Source organism: Gemmatimonadaceae bacterium, assembly GCA_030647905.1.
In the GTDB taxonomy this organism is placed as follows: Bacteria; Gemmatimonadota; Gemmatimonadetes; order Gemmatimonadales; family Gemmatimonadaceae; genus UBA4720.
This window is the reverse complement of the sequence record JAUSJA010000037.1, coordinates 101,838-116,995: the sequence shown is the minus strand read 5'-3', so window position 1 is coordinate 116,995 and position 15,158 is coordinate 101,838. Positions and strand designations below refer to the sequence as shown.

General features: G+C 64.4%; 14 protein-coding genes and 1 pseudogene. All 15 read left to right on the top strand.

Annotated features, from left to right (window positions below; translation table 11 throughout):
* Window positions 1-8 precede the first annotated feature (8 nt).
* Window positions 9-605, top strand: coding sequence for an OmpH family outer membrane protein (locus tag Q7S20_14525; GenBank protein MDO8503045.1), 597 nt, complete (start codon window positions 9-11; stop codon window positions 603-605).
* A gap of 41 nt (window positions 606-646) precedes the next feature.
* Window positions 647-1,678: a UDP-3-O-(3-hydroxymyristoyl)glucosamine N-acyltransferase gene (gene lpxD / locus Q7S20_14520; protein MDO8503044.1), complete on the top strand. Its 1,032-nt coding sequence runs from the start codon at window positions 647-649 to the stop codon at window positions 1,676-1,678.
* Window positions 1,675-2,475: pseudogene (lpxC, locus tag Q7S20_14515) on the top strand (UDP-3-O-acyl-N-acetylglucosamine deacetylase). Before lpxD ends, lpxC begins: the two are co-directional and overlap by 4 nt.
* 81 nt (window positions 2,476-2,556) lie before the next feature.
* Window positions 2,557-2,994, top strand: coding sequence for a 3-hydroxyacyl-ACP dehydratase FabZ (fabZ, locus tag Q7S20_14510; GenBank protein MDO8503043.1), 438 nt, complete (start codon window positions 2,557-2,559; stop codon window positions 2,992-2,994).
* Window positions 2,991-3,770 (top strand): acyl-ACP--UDP-N-acetylglucosamine O-acyltransferase, encoded by a 780-nt coding sequence (lpxA, locus tag Q7S20_14505; GenBank protein MDO8503042.1) that lies wholly within the window; start codon window positions 2,991-2,993, stop codon window positions 3,768-3,770. The genes fabZ and lpxA overlap by 4 nt, the downstream gene beginning before the upstream one ends.
* 23 nt (window positions 3,771-3,793) lie before the next feature.
* The gene (locus Q7S20_14500; protein ID MDO8503041.1) at window positions 3,794-4,771 is read left to right on the top strand and encodes a Gfo/Idh/MocA family oxidoreductase; all 978 of its coding nucleotides are present in this window, start codon (window positions 3,794-3,796) and stop codon (window positions 4,769-4,771) included.
* The gene (lpxB, locus tag Q7S20_14495) at window positions 4,764-5,873 is read left to right on the top strand and encodes a lipid-A-disaccharide synthase (protein ID MDO8503040.1); all 1,110 of its coding nucleotides are present in this window, start codon (window positions 4,764-4,766) and stop codon (window positions 5,871-5,873) included. Before Q7S20_14500 ends, lpxB begins: the two co-directional genes overlap by 8 nt.
* Window positions 5,870-6,526, top strand: a complete 657-nt coding sequence (locus Q7S20_14490) for a lysophospholipid acyltransferase family protein (protein MDO8503039.1) — start codon at window positions 5,870-5,872, stop codon at window positions 6,524-6,526. Before lpxB ends, Q7S20_14490 begins: the two co-directional genes overlap by 4 nt.
* A complete protein-coding gene (gene lpxK / locus Q7S20_14485) occupies window positions 6,517-7,542 on the top strand; it encodes a tetraacyldisaccharide 4'-kinase (GenBank protein ID MDO8503038.1) in 1,026 nt (341 codons plus the stop codon). The genes Q7S20_14490 and lpxK overlap by 10 nt, the downstream gene beginning before the upstream one ends.
* 41 nt (window positions 7,543-7,583) lie before the next feature.
* The gene (locus tag Q7S20_14480) at window positions 7,584-8,891 is read left to right on the top strand and encodes a Glu/Leu/Phe/Val dehydrogenase (protein ID MDO8503037.1); all 1,308 of its coding nucleotides are present in this window, start codon (window positions 7,584-7,586) and stop codon (window positions 8,889-8,891) included.
* Window positions 8,891-9,352 (top strand): 23S rRNA (pseudouridine(1915)-N(3))-methyltransferase RlmH, encoded by a 462-nt coding sequence (locus Q7S20_14475; protein MDO8503036.1) that lies wholly within the window; start codon window positions 8,891-8,893, stop codon window positions 9,350-9,352. Before Q7S20_14480 ends, Q7S20_14475 begins: the two co-directional genes overlap by 1 nt.
* The gene (locus tag Q7S20_14470; protein MDO8503035.1) at window positions 9,349-10,071 is read left to right on the top strand and encodes a class I SAM-dependent methyltransferase; all 723 of its coding nucleotides are present in this window, start codon (window positions 9,349-9,351) and stop codon (window positions 10,069-10,071) included. Before Q7S20_14475 ends, Q7S20_14470 begins: the two co-directional genes overlap by 4 nt.
* Window positions 10,068-11,600 carry a bacillithiol biosynthesis cysteine-adding enzyme BshC gene (bshC, locus tag Q7S20_14465; GenBank protein MDO8503034.1) on the top strand — a complete coding sequence of 511 codons (1,533 nt, stop codon included), beginning with the start codon at window positions 10,068-10,070 and terminating at the stop codon, window positions 11,598-11,600. Before Q7S20_14470 ends, bshC begins: the two co-directional genes overlap by 4 nt.
* Window positions 11,597-13,174: a murein biosynthesis integral membrane protein MurJ gene (gene murJ, locus Q7S20_14460; protein MDO8503033.1), complete on the top strand. Its 1,578-nt coding sequence runs from the start codon at window positions 11,597-11,599 to the stop codon at window positions 13,172-13,174. Before bshC ends, murJ begins: the two co-directional genes overlap by 4 nt.
* 157 nt (window positions 13,175-13,331) lie before the next feature.
* Complete coding sequence (gene uvrC, locus Q7S20_14455) at window positions 13,332-15,155, top strand: excinuclease ABC subunit UvrC (protein ID MDO8503032.1); 1,824 nt, start codon at window positions 13,332-13,334, stop codon at window positions 15,153-15,155.
* Window positions 15,156-15,158 lie beyond the last annotated feature (3 nt).

Sequence of the window (15,158 nt, the reverse complement as noted above, 5' to 3'; positions counted from 1 at the left end):
GAGTATTCATGGGTGGTTTGATTCGTGCGGCTTCGCTCGCACTCATTGTTGGTGCAGCAGCGGCCGGAACGGCATCGGCCCAGGCGGCACCGAAGATAGCCTTCATCAACTCGGCGGCGATCCTCGCCGAGGCGCCCGGTCGCGCTGAAGCGGAGACTCGCTTCAAGGGAGAGGTCACGGCTTATCAGGCGCAGCTTCAGCGGATGAGCGACTCGCTCCAGACGATGGCCGCGAACTTCGACAAGGAGTCCGCACGCCTCGACAGCGCGACGCGCATTTCGCGGGCCAAGGTGATCCAGAACAAGGAAGCGGATTACCAGAACCGCGCCCGCCAGCTCGATCAGCAGATGCAGACGCGCCAGGCCGAGCTCATCCGGCCGATCATGGAGAATCTGCAGAAGGTCATCGAGCAGATCCGCGCCGAGGATGGCTATGCGATGATCTTCGACGTCGCGTCGCAGACCAGCGTCATTGTCGCCGCCGACAAGAATCTCGACCTCACGCAGAAGGTCCTTGCGCGCGTGAAGGCAGCGCCTGCGCCGAAGCCTGCAGCCACGGGTGCCGTCACGCCTAAGCCGGCTGGAGTCACCGCGCCCAAGCGTTGACACCTGCACATTCCGGATCCGGTCCTGTCAGCGGTGAGCGTGTGCGTACTCTCACCGCTGCGGCCATTGCGGACATCGTGCATGGCGAGCTGAAAGGCGAGCCGAAGACACAGGTAGACAGCGTCGCGCCTCTTGGAAGGGCGGCGCGGAATCAGCTCAGCTTTCTCGGAGACGCGCGTTACGCGCCTGCACTGGCGTCGTCGTCGGCCGGCGTAATTCTCGTGACGCCGGAGCTTGCCGGATCGCCCGGTGATATACCGTCCCGCATAATCGTTCAGAAGCCCCAGGCAGCCATGCTCGAGCTTCTCCCCCGGCTGTATCCCAGTGAGGAGCGGACGCCTCGCGTGCATCCCACCGCGCGCATCGGGAGCGGCGCTCGTATCGGCACCGGTGTCACTCTCGATGCGTATGCGGTAATCGGTGACGGAGCGACGATCGGTGATGGCGCGTGGATCGGATCACACTGCGTCGTCGGAGACGGTGTGTCCGTCGGATCCGCATCACGGCTGTTCCCACACGTCACTCTCTATTCGGGAGCTGAGCTGGGCGACCGCGTCGTGCTTCATTCCGGCGTCCGTATCGGCTCCGACGGCTTCGGCTACGTTTTTACCGGAGGCGAGCATCGCAAGATCCCGCATGTCGGCCGATGTATCATCGGCTCCGACGTGGAGATTGGCGCCAACACGACCGTGGATCGCGGCAGCATCGACGACACGGTAATCGGGTGCGGCACGCGGATAGACAACCTCGTGCAGATCGGACACAACGTCCGCGTCGGCGAGCTTTGCCTGATAATGGCTCAGGTGGGAATCTCGGGCTCGGCGCAGATCGGAGACGGAGTCGTTCTCGCGGGGCAGGCCGGGCTCGGCGGTCACATCACTATCGGAGCCGGTGCGCGGATCGGTGGGCAATCGGGCGTGTTCGGCAACGTGCCCGCAGGTGAGGTGTGGTCCGGCTATCCGGCGCGGCCGCATCGTGAGTCGTTGCGTGCAACGGGGGCACTGTTCAGGATTGCCGGCATGATGAAGCGCATCGAGCGGATCCTCGAGCAGGAAGAGCGGGACCCGGGATGAGCCGTACGACAGTTGCGAAGCCGGTGACGCTGGAAGGAACCGGCCTGCACCTCGGAAAGGCGTGCCGCCTGACATTCCGTCCTGCGACATCGGGACAGGGAATCTCGCTGCTGAGGGTGGATCTCCCCGGTTCCGCGCCGATTCGCGCGACGGTTGACCAGGTGAGCGAGACCGAGCGGCAGACGCAGCTGGGAAGCGGGACGAACACCGTCCACACCGTCGAGCATGTGCTGGCCGCCGTCGCCGCGCTCGGGATAGATGACATTCTCATCGAGATGGATGGACCCGAGCCACCGATCCTCGACGGCAGCGCCAGCCCGTTTTTCGACGCGCTCAAGAGCGCGGGACTTGCGGCTCTGGACGGCCAACCGGAAATTCTGGTGCTGACCGAGCCCGTGCGCATCATTGACGGCGAGTCGGTCTACGAAGCGTATCCGTCGAGCGGGCTTGAGCTCGACGTCACGATAGAATTTCCGCACCCGCGTATCGGCAGGCAGTCCACCCGTCTTCTCGTGACCTGTGAATCGTTCGCGAAGGAGCTGGCACCGGCACGCACGTTCGGATTCGTGCGCGAGGTCGAGTGGCTGCGAGCGCGTGGGTTGATCAAGGGGGCGTCGCTGGAGAATGCTGTCGTTCTGGACGACGCGGAAGTCGTGAGCGGGCCGCTGCGCTGGACGGATGAATTCGTCAGGCACAAGGCGATGGACTGCGTTGGGGATCTGGCGTTGGCAGGCGCCCGCGTCCAGGCGCGGATCGTGGCCGTGCGGCCAAGCCACCGTGGCACGGTGACACTGGTCCGCGAGCTGATGCGGGCAGGAAAAGTACAGGCGGGGAATGGCTCCTCGCCCGTAGCGAACAGGACAGCAGCCGGGAGAGGCATGGTGTACGGAATCGAAGACATCATGAAGGTTCTCGCGCACCGGTATCCGTTCCTTCTCGTGGACAGGATACTCGAGATCGAGGAGAACAAGAGGATCGTCGGGCTCAAGAACGTGACCATCAACGAGCCGTTCTTTCAGGGCCATTTTCCCGGGCATCCGATCATGCCCGGCGTTCTCATCATCGAGGCGATGGCGCAGGTCGGAGGCGTTCTCCTCATGGGCTTGGGCGAGAATCAATCGGATTCGAAAGTCGCCTACTTCATGTCGCTCGACAACGTCAAGTTCCGGAAGCCCGTGAGGCCGGGAGACCAGCTCCTCTTCGAGCTCGTCGTCGTGCAGATCCGCGGCAAGGTCTGCAAGATGCGCGGCGTGGCGAAGGTGGACGGCGAAGTGGTGGCCGAAGCGGACATGGCGGCGATGGTTCGCGACAAGTGAAGTGCAGCGGTGTACATCCCACCGCGATCATATCGTCGCGAGCGAAGCTCGGCGAGCGCGTCGAGGTGGGTCCATTCGCGATCATCGGCGACGGCTGCGAGGTAGGGGACGACTGTCAGATCCATCCGCGCGCGACACTCGAGCGCGACGTGAAGCTGGGTACCGGCGTCAAGGTCGGCATCGGGAGCATCCTCGGCGGTCCGCCGCAGGATCTCAAATACGCCGGCGAGGAGACGACGGTCGAAGTCGGCGACCACACGGTGATCCGCGAGTATTCGACGATCAATCGCGGCACGTCGCAGTCGTTCAAGACTACCGTGGGAAGCAATTGCCTGCTGATGTCATACGTGCATCTTGCGCACGACTGCCACATCGGTAACGGCGTGGTCATCGCCAACGGCGTGCAGCTCGCCGGTCATGTGATCGTCGAAGACAAGGCGGCGATATCGGGATTGTCCGCCGTCCACCAGTTCGTGCGCATCGGCCGCCACAGCTTCATCGGAGGCTGCTCGCGCGTGTCGAAGGACATTCCACCGTTCCTCAAGGCGGTGGGGAATCCGGTGAAACTGTATGGCCTCAACAGCGTGGGTCTGCAGCGCAACGGATTCTCCGAGGAAGTCGTGCTCGAGCTGAAGCGCGCGTACCGTCTCTTCTTCCGGTCCGACCTCAATCTCACGCAGGCAATGCAGCGTGCCGAGTCGGATCTCGAGAGATTCCCGGAGGTCGAGGAGCTGATGCGATTCGTCGAGGAGAGCGAGCGGGGCGTAGTCATCTGACGGCTCCCGCGCGGATTGGCGTCATCGGCGCCGGCAGCCTCGGCTTTCATCACGTTCGCATTCTCCGCGACATGGAGTCGGTGGCATTGGCCGGCTTCGTGGAGGCACGGGATGAGCGGGCGAGCGAGGTTGCCACCCAGCTCGGTGTGCGCCGGTATACGGACGAGGCGAGCCTTCTCGCTGACGTGGACGCGGTGACGATTGTCGTTCCGACTCCCGCACACTACACAGTTGCGCGAGCCGCGCTCGAAGCCGGAAAGCACGTCTTCATCGAAAAGCCGATAACCGCGACGCTGGAACAGGCTGACGAGCTGCTCGAGATCGCTCATCGAAATGGCTGCATCGTCCAGATCGGCCACGTGGAGCGGTTTAACCAGGCGGTGCGCGCCGCGCTGCCGTACGTGTCCCGTCCGCGATTCATCGAAAGCGAGCGCCTCGCGCTGTTCAGCCTTCGCGGTTCCGACGTCGCCGTCGTGCTCGACCTGATGATTCACGACATAGATCTCGTGCTGACACTCGTCGGGGACACCGCCGAGGAGATTTCCGCCGTGGGTGTTCCGGTTCTCACGCCCATGCTCGACATCGCCAATGCGCGCGTGACGTTCTCGTCCGGCGCGGTCGCGAACATCACGTCGAGCCGTATCTCGCGTGACAGGGTGCGGAAGATCCGGATCTTCCAGGAGAGCGGATACCTCTCCCTCGACCTTGGATCGGGCACTGGTGACTTCTTCCGGCTGAAGGAGAAGATGGATCCCACGCGCCCTCCCGCAGGGCCGGTCAGCATCACTGACTTCGTGGACCGTATCTCGCTGACCGCGCCCGAAGGCGAGCCGCTGCGGCTCGAGTTCGACAGCTTCGTCGCCGCTCTCCGTGGCGAAGCCCCCGTCGTGGTGACGGGGGAGGACGGCAGGCGCGCGCTTGCGGTGGCACTCCGCATAGTCGCCGAGATTGAGCGCACGCGCCCCGCTCTCACCGGAGTAGCGGCCACCAGTCGTGCCTGAGGTTGTATTCATCGCCGGAGAAGCATCCGGCGATCTCCACGCTGCGGGAGTAGCGGAGGAGCTCAGGCGTCTTCGTCCCGACCTCGAGCTGACCGGCTTTGGCGGACCTCTCATGGAGCGTGCCGGCGTCGCGCTCTTCGAGCGCTACGATACCGGCGTGATGGGTTTCATCGAAATCATCAGGCACGTTCCCCGGCACTGGGAGCTGCTGCAGCGGATCCGGAAGCGGATCGCGTCTGGCAATGTCAAGCTGCTCGTCGTGATAGACTACCCGGGATTCAACATGAAGGCTGCGGCGGCCGCAGCCGAAGCAGGGGTGCCGGTCCTGTACTACGTGACACCGCAGGTATGGGCGTGGGGCGAAGGGCGCATTCCGAAGCTCGCGCGCATCGTCACGAAGGCGGCGGTGATACTTCCGTTCGAGGAAAACCTTCTGCGCGGGCACGGCATCGATGCAACCTTCGTCGGCCATCCGCTGCTCGACCGCGCCGGCGATCTGCCCGACAAGCGCACTGCCCGCGCAACCCTCGGCCTGCCCGACTCCGCCCCTGTGCTCGCGCTTTTTCCCGGCAGCCGGCAGCAGGAGATCGACCGCCACATAGACGATTTTGTTGAGACGGCGCGAGAAACAGAGCGGCACGTTCCCGGCCTCCAGGTGGTCGTCAGCGTCGCGCCGGCGATCTCTCTCGATCCGGCGCGATGTCCCTTCCGCCTCGTTCACTCTGCGTCATTCACGGTGTTGCGTGCAGCTGATGCCGCGCTGTGCAAGAGTGGAACGACGACTCTCGAGGCGGCGATCGCAGACTGCCCGCTCGTCGTCGCATACCGCACCAGCCCGATCTCGTATTTCATCGCGCGAATGATGGTGACGATTCTGCACATCGGTCTCGTAAACGTCGTCGCCGGACGCGAAGTCGCCCGTGAGTTCGTACAGGACGCGATCGTTCCGCGGACGGTTTCGGTCGAGCTGCAGCGTCTGATGGATCCGTCGGATCCCGAGCGCACACGTGTTCTCGACGGGCTGGCCGAAGTTCGCGCGAAGCTCGGCAAGCCAGGAGCGGCGAAGCGGGTCGCGACGATGGCGAGCGATCTCGCCCGATGAAGGATTCACGCGGGACGGCGGAGCTTCCGTTGGGCACGCGCATTTCGCTGTTTGCCGGCGGGACCGTGATTCGCGCACTGGCTTCCACGTGGCGGTACCGAACTGTCGGCGAAGATGCGCTGCTGAAACTCCGGGCCGAGAAAACGCCGGTGCTGTTCACCCTCTGGCACGGCGAGATGTTGCCGCTGCTCTGGCATCACCGCGATCAAGGGGTGGCGGTGCTTGTGAGCGAGCACAAGGATGGCGAGATTATCGCGCGCATACTAGGGTGGATGGGATACGCGCTGATTCGCGGCTCGACATCCCGCGGAGCAGGGCGGGCACTCATCGGCCTCGTGCGCACGCTCCGCGGAGGCAACGACGCCGCGATCACTCCCGACGGCCCCCGCGGTCCACGCCATAAATTCGCTCCGGGCGCAGCCGTCGCCGCGAACCGCGCCGGAGCTCCGATTCTGCCGATCGTGGCTCACGTGAATCGCTTCTGGAGATTGTCAACCTGGGACGGCTTCATCGTACCAAAGCCGTTCGCGCGGATTACCGTTGCGTATGGGCCGCCCACTCGCGTGGAAGCAGCGACTCCCCGCGAAGCTGCAGCGGAGGCGCCGCGGCTCGAAAAGCTGATGGACGACGCCGGACGGCAGGCGTGCGCCTGATCGAGCGGGTGTGGCACGGCGATACGATTGCCGGCCGGCTTGCCCGCGCAGCACTGCTGCCTTTGGAAGGCGTGTACCGCGGAGCAGTCGCTTTGCGCGGCGAGCTTTACGATCGCGGCCTTCTTCCCGCGCGTACGTCGGACATCGCCGTGGTGAGTGTTGGCAACCTCACGGTCGGCGGGACGGGGAAGACGCCGGTGAGCGCATGGCTTGCCGCACGCCTGGCAGCGATGGGATTTGCACCGGCCATCGTGCTCAGGGGTTATGGCGACGACGAGCCGCTCGTGCACGCCCGGTTGAACCCGGGTATTCCGGTTGTCGTCGGCGCCGACAGAAGCGCTGGAATCACCCAAGCCGCTGCGCGCGGTGCCAATGTCGCCATTCTCGACGATGCGTTTCAACATCGTCGCACTGCACGCGACCTCGACATCGTGCTGGTCAGCGCCGACGACTGGAATGGGCGGCATCACCTTCTGCCGGCGGGGCCGTATCGCGAGCCGCTCTCAGGTCTTTCGCGGGCTTCCATTGTTGTGATCACGCACAAGGCGGCGTCGGAGGCGCGCGTCGCTCAGGTGGAGCGGGCCGTGCGCGATGTTGCGGGCGGTGCAACGGTCGCGGTCGCAAAGCTGACTCTCGGGCAGATCGTGCGTGAATCGCCCGCCGGTGCCAGCAAGGCCGCCGAAACACTCGCGGGGAAGCGCGTTCTTGCCGTGGCGGCGGTCGGAAATCCGGCGGCATTCTTCGTCCAGCTCGAGTCGCTCGGGGCCCGCGTGGACGGCCGATCTTTTCCTGATCACCACGCGTTCACGCGTGACGACGTCGCCACAATTCTCGAGACAGCCGCGACCTGCGATTACGTCATTTGCACTCTCAAGGACGCCGTCAAACTGGGGCCGTTGTGGCCTGCCGGGAACACGGCTTTATGGTATGTTTCCCTGGCAGTCGGGATCGAGAGCGGGGGGTCCGCTATCGACCGGCTGCTGATGCGCCTGCGAGGGCGCATCGACGTCAACTGAAGCGATTTTCCGGCGCGTTTGCGCGCCCGACATACATCCAAATGGCCACTGATCTTCGACTCTCGACGAACTCGATTGTAAAACCGGACAAGGACACGTTTCTCAACGAGGAGAATCCATTCGAGGCGATGATGCTTCGCTTCGACAGGGCCGCCGAGCTCCTCGATCTCGAGCCAGGATTGTACAAGGTTCTCAGGCACCCCGAAAAGCAGATCATCATCTCCATACCGGTGATGAAGGACAACGGTGAGGTGGAGGTGTACACGGGCTACAGGGTGCTCTACAACACGTCGCGGGGCCCCGCGAAGGGCGGCATCCGATTCGACATGCAGGTCACGCTCGAAGAGGTGAAGGCCCTCGCCGCGTGGATGACGTGGAAGTGCGCCGTCGTCAACATCCCGTTCGGCGGATCGAAGGGGGGCGTCGTCTGCGATCCGCACTCGATGAGCGCGACAGAGCTCGAGCGTCTCACCAGGCGGTACACCGCGGGGATCATCCAGACTCTCGGCCCCGATTCCGATGTCCCGGCTCCTGACGTGAACACGAACGAGCGTGTGATGGCGTGGATCATGGACACGTACTCGATGCACGTCGGACACACGACGACGGCCGTCGTGACTGGAAAGCCAGTCGAAATGGGCGGATCACTGGGAAGGCGGGAGGCGACCGGACGCGGCTGCATGATCGTGACGAAGGAGGCGCTCGCGCACCTCGGCATGCCTGTCGCCGGCACCACGGTCGCCGTGCAGGGCTTTGGCAACGTCGGATCCATTACCGCACAGCTCCTGCACCGCGAGGGATGCAAGGTCGTCGCGATCGGCGATCGCTCAGTCGCCATATATGACCGCAACGGGATCGATGTGGACGATGCGGTGGCGTACGCGGAGAAGCATCGCTCACTCGACGGCTACCCGAAGGGCGAAGTGATCAGCGGCGCCGATCTACTGACGCTCGACGTGGATGTGCTCGTGCCGGCAGCTCTGGAAAACGTCATTACGACCAAGAACGCGGGCCAGATCCGCGCCCGAATCATCTGCGAGGGAGCCAACGGTCCCACGACGGCCGCCGCCGACTCGATCCTCGAGGAGAACGGGGTGTTCGTCATCCCCGACATCCTCGCGAATGCGGGCGGCGTCACTGTCTCCTATTTCGAATGGGTCCAGGATCGCGGCGGATATTTCTGGACGGAGCAGCTCGTGAACGACCGGCTGCGTGACATCATGGTCAATAGCTTCCAGGACGTGCTCACGCTGGCCAAGCAGCACAAGGTGAACATGCGGACAGCGGCATACATGCTCGCGATCAGCCGTGTCGCCGCCGTTCACCGGCTCCGTGGCATCTACGCCTGATGCGCGTTGTCGTCGCCGCCGTCGGCAAACCGCGGAATGCGGCGCTTGCGGCGGCGATCAATGACTACGAGACTCGGGCGGCGCGGTACTGGCCGCTCGACGTTCATGAGGTGCGTGAAGAGCGGGCGTCGAGTCTCGCTCCGCAAATCGTCCGCGACCGGGAAGGGGACCGGCTCGCCGCGAAAGTTGGCGCGGCACGTATCGTCGCTTGTCATCCGGGCGGAAAGTCCTTCACGTCGGAGGAGTTCGCTGCGTGGCTTCAGCGCGAGCGCGAAAGCGACCGGGACACTGCTTTCGTCATTGGCGGCGCCCATGGGCTTTCAGGTGAAATCCTTCGTCGCTCCTCGATGAAGCTCTCGCTCGCTCCGTGGACGCTGTCGCATGATCTGGCAAGGCTCGTCCTCGCGGAGCAGCTGTACCGGGCCGGCTCGATCGTGCGCGGTGAGCCGTACCACAAGTGACGCGGGAATGGTTCGAATCCTGGTTCGGCGAGGAGTACGTTGCGCTGTACCCGCACCGCAACGAAACCGAGGCCGAGCGTGCCGTGGACCTTGTCGAGCGGACGGTCGGGAATGTGACGGTTTCCCGCGTGCTCGATCTCGCATGCGGCGCTGGTCGCCATTCGCGCGTTCTCGCGAAGCGCTGGTGGACCACTGGTCTGGATCTGTCGGAAGTTCTTCTCCGCCTTGCCCGCCGGGAGAGCGCTACCACCGCGCTTGTACGCGGCGACATGCGCGTGCTTCCATTCCGGAATGCGGCGTTTGGTCTGGTGGTGAATCTCTTCACCAGCTTCGGGTACTTTCAGGACGACGAGAGTCATCTCCGCGTGGTACGGGAGGTTGCGCGCGTCACTTCACACGGCGGTACCTTCGTGATTGACTTTCTCAATGCTACCCGGATTCGCCAGTCGCTGGTGCCGTACGATGAGCGGGAAATCGGCGGGCGTGTTGTCGAACAGCGCCGCGAGATCTCGGATGATGGCAGGTTCGTCGTGAAACGCATCTCTATCCGAGGGAGTGACAAGATATTCACGGAGCGCGTTCGCCTGCTCGGTCCCGACGATCTGCGGCGGCTTCTCGATTCGGCCGGATTCGACGTCACGACCGCCTATGGAAACTACGACGCCAGCCCGCTGACACCGGAATCGCCACGAGTGATTCTGTTCGGGACACTGCGTTGAGTACTCGCATCATCAGCACGCCGATCGTCGGATCGCCGCTGGCTCGCATGGCGATAGACGGCACCGCCGACCCGGATTGGTTCGTGAAGCGCCCGGCTTCTCCCGCGGAATGGAAGGAGCGTGCTGACCTCGTCCGGCAGTCGCTGATCATGCCGGACTGGCTGTCCGCCCTGGGCCCCGCATTTGGTGCGACAGGCAAGGCGGCGGAGCGACTCCAGAGCGCGGCCCGGTCCGGCATCGCCGTGACGGCGGGCCAGCAACCGGGACTGTTTGGAGGACCGCTCTACACATGGTGGAAAGCGCTGAGCGCCGTCGCGCTTGCGGATCGCCTGGAGGAGCAGACCGGCCTACCGGCGGTTCCCATTTTCTGGGCCGCTACCGACGACTCGGATTTTGCCGAATCGGCGTCCACAGTCGTGACCGGCGCCGAAGGAGCCGAGCGCATCGAGATGAGCGCGCACGGTCCGGTCGGCGCAGCGCTGTCGGATATGCCACTCGGCGACGTCAGTCGCGAGCTTGCGCGACTTGCCGCAGCGGCAGGCTCGGCGCCGAACCCGGGAATCCTGGAGGTGGTGCGGCGCGCATACACACCGGAGCATACGATCGGCAGCGCGTACGTCGAGCTGCTGCGCGCGGTTCTGGAGCCGCTCGGAGTGGCGGTTCTCGACGCCTCACATCCGGCGGTGCGCGAGGCGGCGTTTCCGCTGCTCCGGCGCGCCGTATCGAGCGCCGAGCAAATCGAGGGCGCGCTTACCGAGCGCGCGCGTGCTCTCAAGGCGGCAGGGCATTCGGCTCAGGTCAAGCTGGTGAAGGGACGCACTCTCGTATTCGCCGGCGTGTCCGGAAAGCGCGACAGGATCAGGATGCGTGAGATAGAGAGTGCGCTCGAGCACGGCAAGCCGGGCACATTCGGTCCGAACGTTCTGCTCCGGCCGATCGTCGAGCGATCGATTCTTCCAACGGTCGGGTATATCGGCGGGCCGGCCGAGATCGCGTATTTCGCTCAGGTGACTGCCGTCGCCAGGGCATTGGAAGTTCCTCCTCCGCTCGTCCTGCCGAGGTGGTCCGGACTCGTTGTCGAGCCGCGAATCGAAAGGATACTCGAGCGATATTCGCTGGCTGTGGATGACTTCCGCGATCCTCACGCCGTCGAATCCCGGATCGCGAAAGAGTCGCTGCCTCCCGGTCTCGTTGCGCGCATTCGGCAGCTCGAGCAGTCAGTGGATCAATCGGTCGAGGAGCTGACTCGTGCGGAGGGCGCGGACCTCGTCGCGCCGAGTGTGCTGGAAGGGCTGCGCCGCGGGGTACTGCACAGAATCGAGAGACTCGAGCGCCGGTTTGCTGCGAGCGTGAAGCGAAAAGGGAACGAAGCCCTGCGCGACGCCGCGATTGCCCGTGGTGCACTGTTTCCTCTCGGAACGCCGCAGGAGCGCGCGCTCAATATCGTACCGCTGCTGGCGAGACACGGCGACGAGCTCTTCGCGTCGGTGATGCGCGAAGCACGGGCGCACGCCGCCAGACTCGCGTGAGCTCCGATCGGTCGCGCGGCGCGGCGTTCTTCGTCGGCGCTGGAATTCTCCTCAGTCGCGTCGCGGGACTCGTTCGACAGAAAATCTTCGCTCACTACTTCAGCACTTCGCTGGCCGCCGACGCATTCAACGTGGCCTTCAGGATCCCGAATCTGCTGCAGAATCTATTCGGGGAAGGCGTGTTGTCGGCTTCCTTCATCCCCGAATACGTAGGTCTGATCGCGCGAAAGCGGGACGAAGACGCGAATCGTCTTGCCGGCGCTGTTCTGAGCGCACTCGCTCTCGTCGCCGCTATTCTCGTTCTGGCTGGAGTACTTCTATCGCCGCTGCTCGTCGGCCTGATAGCGCCGGGATTCACGGGAGAAAAACGCGATCTGACCGTCCGCCTCACCCAGGTTCTCTTTCCCGGTGCCGGCCTGCTGGTGTTTTCAGCGTGGTGCCTGGGGATTCTCAACAGCCATCGTCGCTTCTTCGTGAGCTACACCGCGCCAGTCGTGTGGAACGTCGCGATGATCGCGGCGCTCCTCGGCTTCGGCGCCGGATCCCCGCAGCCCCGCCTGGCCGAGATACTGGCATGGGCATCGGTCGTCGGAAGCGCGCTGCAGTTCGGCGTGCAGCTTCCACTCGTCCTGCGCCTGGCAAAGGGACTGCGAATCGGTTTCGACTGGCGCGCCGAGAGCTCACGGAATGTGTTCCGCAACTTCGGGCCGGCGTTCGTCGGCCGCGGCGTCGTGCAGATCAGCGCATTCGTGGATGCGTTCATCGCGAGCTGGCTTCCCACCGGGTCGGTCGCCACTCTCGCGTATGCGCAGGTACTTTACACGCTGCCTGTAAGTCTTTTCGGCATGGCTATTTCTGCGTCGGAGCTTCCGGTCATGTCGAGCGCCGTGGGGACGCCGGAAGAGGTGGCGAGCTATCTTCGCGGCCGTCTCGACGGCGGGCTGGAGCGAATCGCATTCTTCATCATCCCGTCGGCGGTGGCCTTCCTCGCTCTTGGCGATGTCCTATCCGCAGTGCTGTTCGAGTCGGGGCGCTTCACCCGCAGCGACAGCGTCTGGGTGTGGCAAGTGCTGGCCGGATCCACTGTCGGCTTGCTCGCGTCCACATGGGGCCGGCTGTATTCGTCCACGTTCTACGCTCTCCGCGACACCAAGACTCCGTTGTATTTCGCGGTGATCCGCGTGGCGCTGACGAGCGTGCTCGGCTACCTCGCTGCGCTTTACCTCCCCGCGGCGCTCGGACTCGACGCGAAGCTGGGCGTGGCGGGTCTCACGGCGACGGCGGGAATCGCCGGATGGGTCGAGTTCTTCCTTCTGAGACGCGCGATGACCCGCAGAATCGGTCCCACAACGCTGTCCCCGGCACATACGGTGAAGCTCTGGATCGCTGCGGCCGCCGCCGCCGGGATCGCGTGGGGAATCAAGTTGGGGATGAGCGGGGTGCACACGGTATGGATCGCGATCGCGATTCTCGCCGCCTACGGCGCCGCGTATCTCGTCATCGCGACTCTGCTCGGCGTCCGCGAAGCCGTCGCGATGACCGGTCGCCTCCTCGGTCGCCGGTTGAATTCGTAATGGGTCGAACTGGCCGGTGAGGCTCGCAAGGGATCAGGCTGATTCGAACGTGTCAAGCAGAACCCAAAGCAGTTGCATTCTCACCGGTCTCACAGGTCTCGCCAGCATTGCCCGCTGCCACGTAGAGCAGCTGGCTGGCGCGCCCGGGTATTATTAGATGATGCGCACGATTCCCGACGCGGTTGCCGCCAAGCTTCCTCACCTGCCCGACGGCCCAGGGGTGTATCTCTGGAAAGCGGGTGACGGGAAGATCCTGTACGTCGGAAAGGCGAAAAGCCTCCGCTCCAGGGTGCGGAGCTACTTCGGCCAGGATCACTGCGAAAGCCCCAAGACCCGGTACCTCGTCAATCAGATCACCGATCTCGAGACAATCGTCGTCCCTTCCGAGGCGCACGCGCTGATTCTCGAGGCGAATCTCATCAAGGAGCACCGGCCGCGATTCAACATCGCGTTGCGCGACGACAAGTCATACCCCTATATCAAGGTTACGGTGCAGGAGGCCTTCCCGCGGGTGTACGTGACGCGGCAGCTCCAGAATGACGGCGCGCGCTACTTCGGGCCGTACACCGATGTCGGCGCGATGCGCCGGGCGCTCAACGTCGTAAAGCGCATCTTCACGGTGCGGTCGTGCAACTACGACATGCCGCGCGAGATGCCTGAGCGGCCGTGCCTCGACTATGCCATCAAGCGCTGCAAGGCGCCCTGCATCCTGGCGCAGAGCCAGCAGGACTACCGCGCGATGATAGACGAGGTATTGCTGTTTCTCGACGGCAAGCCGGACGAGGTTCTCAGGCGCATCAGGGATCGCATGGCTCTCGCCGCGGAGTCGCTGGACTTCGAGCGGGCGGCGGAGCTCCGCGACGCATTGCAGCATGTCGAGCGAATGGAGGAGCCGACCGTCGTGCTGGAGGTCGAGGGAGGCGATCGCGACGTGATCGGTTACGCCCGCGACGGGGACGACGCGTGCGTCACCCTGCTGCGCGTTCGCGGCGGCAAGCTCCTGGCCCGCGAGCATCGCTTCATCGAGAATATCGAGGGAGAGGAAGACCCGTCCGTTCTATCCATCTTTCTCGCCGGTAACTACGTGCCCATGCGCGAAAGAGCGCGCGATCTGCTCGTCCCGTTCGATTTCGAGGACAGGGAGCTCCTCGAGGAATCGCTGGGTGGAACACGGGTCCGCGTCCCGCAGCGCGGCTCCCGGCGCGAGCTCGTCGAGCTGGCGGAGCAGAATGCCCGACACCTCCTGGAAGAGCTTCGCCTTGCGTCGCTCGAAGGCGGCACCCGCGCCAGCGATCCCGTGTACGATCTGGGGCGCGCGCTCGGCCTGCAGAAACTGCCGCGCACGATGGCGTGCTTCGACATCTCCACCGCACAGGGCACGGACACGGTGGGGTCCTGCGTATGGTTCGAGCATGGGCGGGCGCGGCGCGCAGAGTATCGCAAATTCCGCGTAAAGACCGTGGAGGGGACCGACGACTTCGCCTCCATGCGGGAGGTCGTCACGAGGTACTTCCAACGGCGGCTCGCCGACGAGAAACCTCTCCCTGATCTCATCGTGATAGACGGCGGGAAAGGGCAGCTCTCGGCAGCGCACGAAGCACTCGAGGCGCTGGGGCTTGGTGACCGCCCCCTCATCAGCCTGGCCAAGCGCGAGGAAGAGGTGTTCGTGTGGGGCAGGGGGGAGCCGATCAGAATGTCGCGCCGCTCGCCGGCCCTCCGGCTGCTTCAGCAGATCCGCGACGAAGCCCATCGCTTCGCGATCTCCTACAACCGTAAGCGCCGCACGATGCGTACGGTCACTTCGGAGCTGCTGAAGGTCCCCGGAATCGGCCCCGTCAAGCGGCGCCGTCTCATCCAGGAGTTCGGAAGCGTACAAGGCGTACGCGACGCCGGAGAAGAGGCCATCGCTAAAGTCACGGGCTTCAACGCGGAGCAGGCGCGAAAGCTGCTGGAATCACTCGCAGCCAATGCTCCGGTATAGCAC

What these genes read in the sequence shown, in the direction of transcription:
- Q7S20_14525 (MDO8503045.1), top strand. Translation starts at nt 9, where the DNA reads ATGGGTGGTTTGATTCGTGCGGCTTCGCTCGCACTCATTGTTGGTGCA.
- fabZ (MDO8503043.1), top strand. Translation starts at nt 2,557, where the DNA reads ATGGTGTACGGAATCGAAGACATCATGAAGGTTCTCGCGCACCGGTAT.
- Q7S20_14490 (MDO8503039.1), top strand. Translation starts at nt 5,870, where the DNA reads ATGAAGGATTCACGCGGGACGGCGGAGCTTCCGTTGGGCACGCGCATT.
- Q7S20_14480 (MDO8503037.1), top strand. Translation starts at nt 7,584, where the DNA reads ATGGCCACTGATCTTCGACTCTCGACGAACTCGATTGTAAAACCGGAC.
- Q7S20_14475 (MDO8503036.1), top strand. Translation starts at nt 8,891, where the DNA reads ATGCGCGTTGTCGTCGCCGCCGTCGGCAAACCGCGGAATGCGGCGCTT.
- uvrC (MDO8503032.1), top strand. Translation starts at nt 13,332, where the DNA reads ATGATGCGCACGATTCCCGACGCGGTTGCCGCCAAGCTTCCTCACCTG.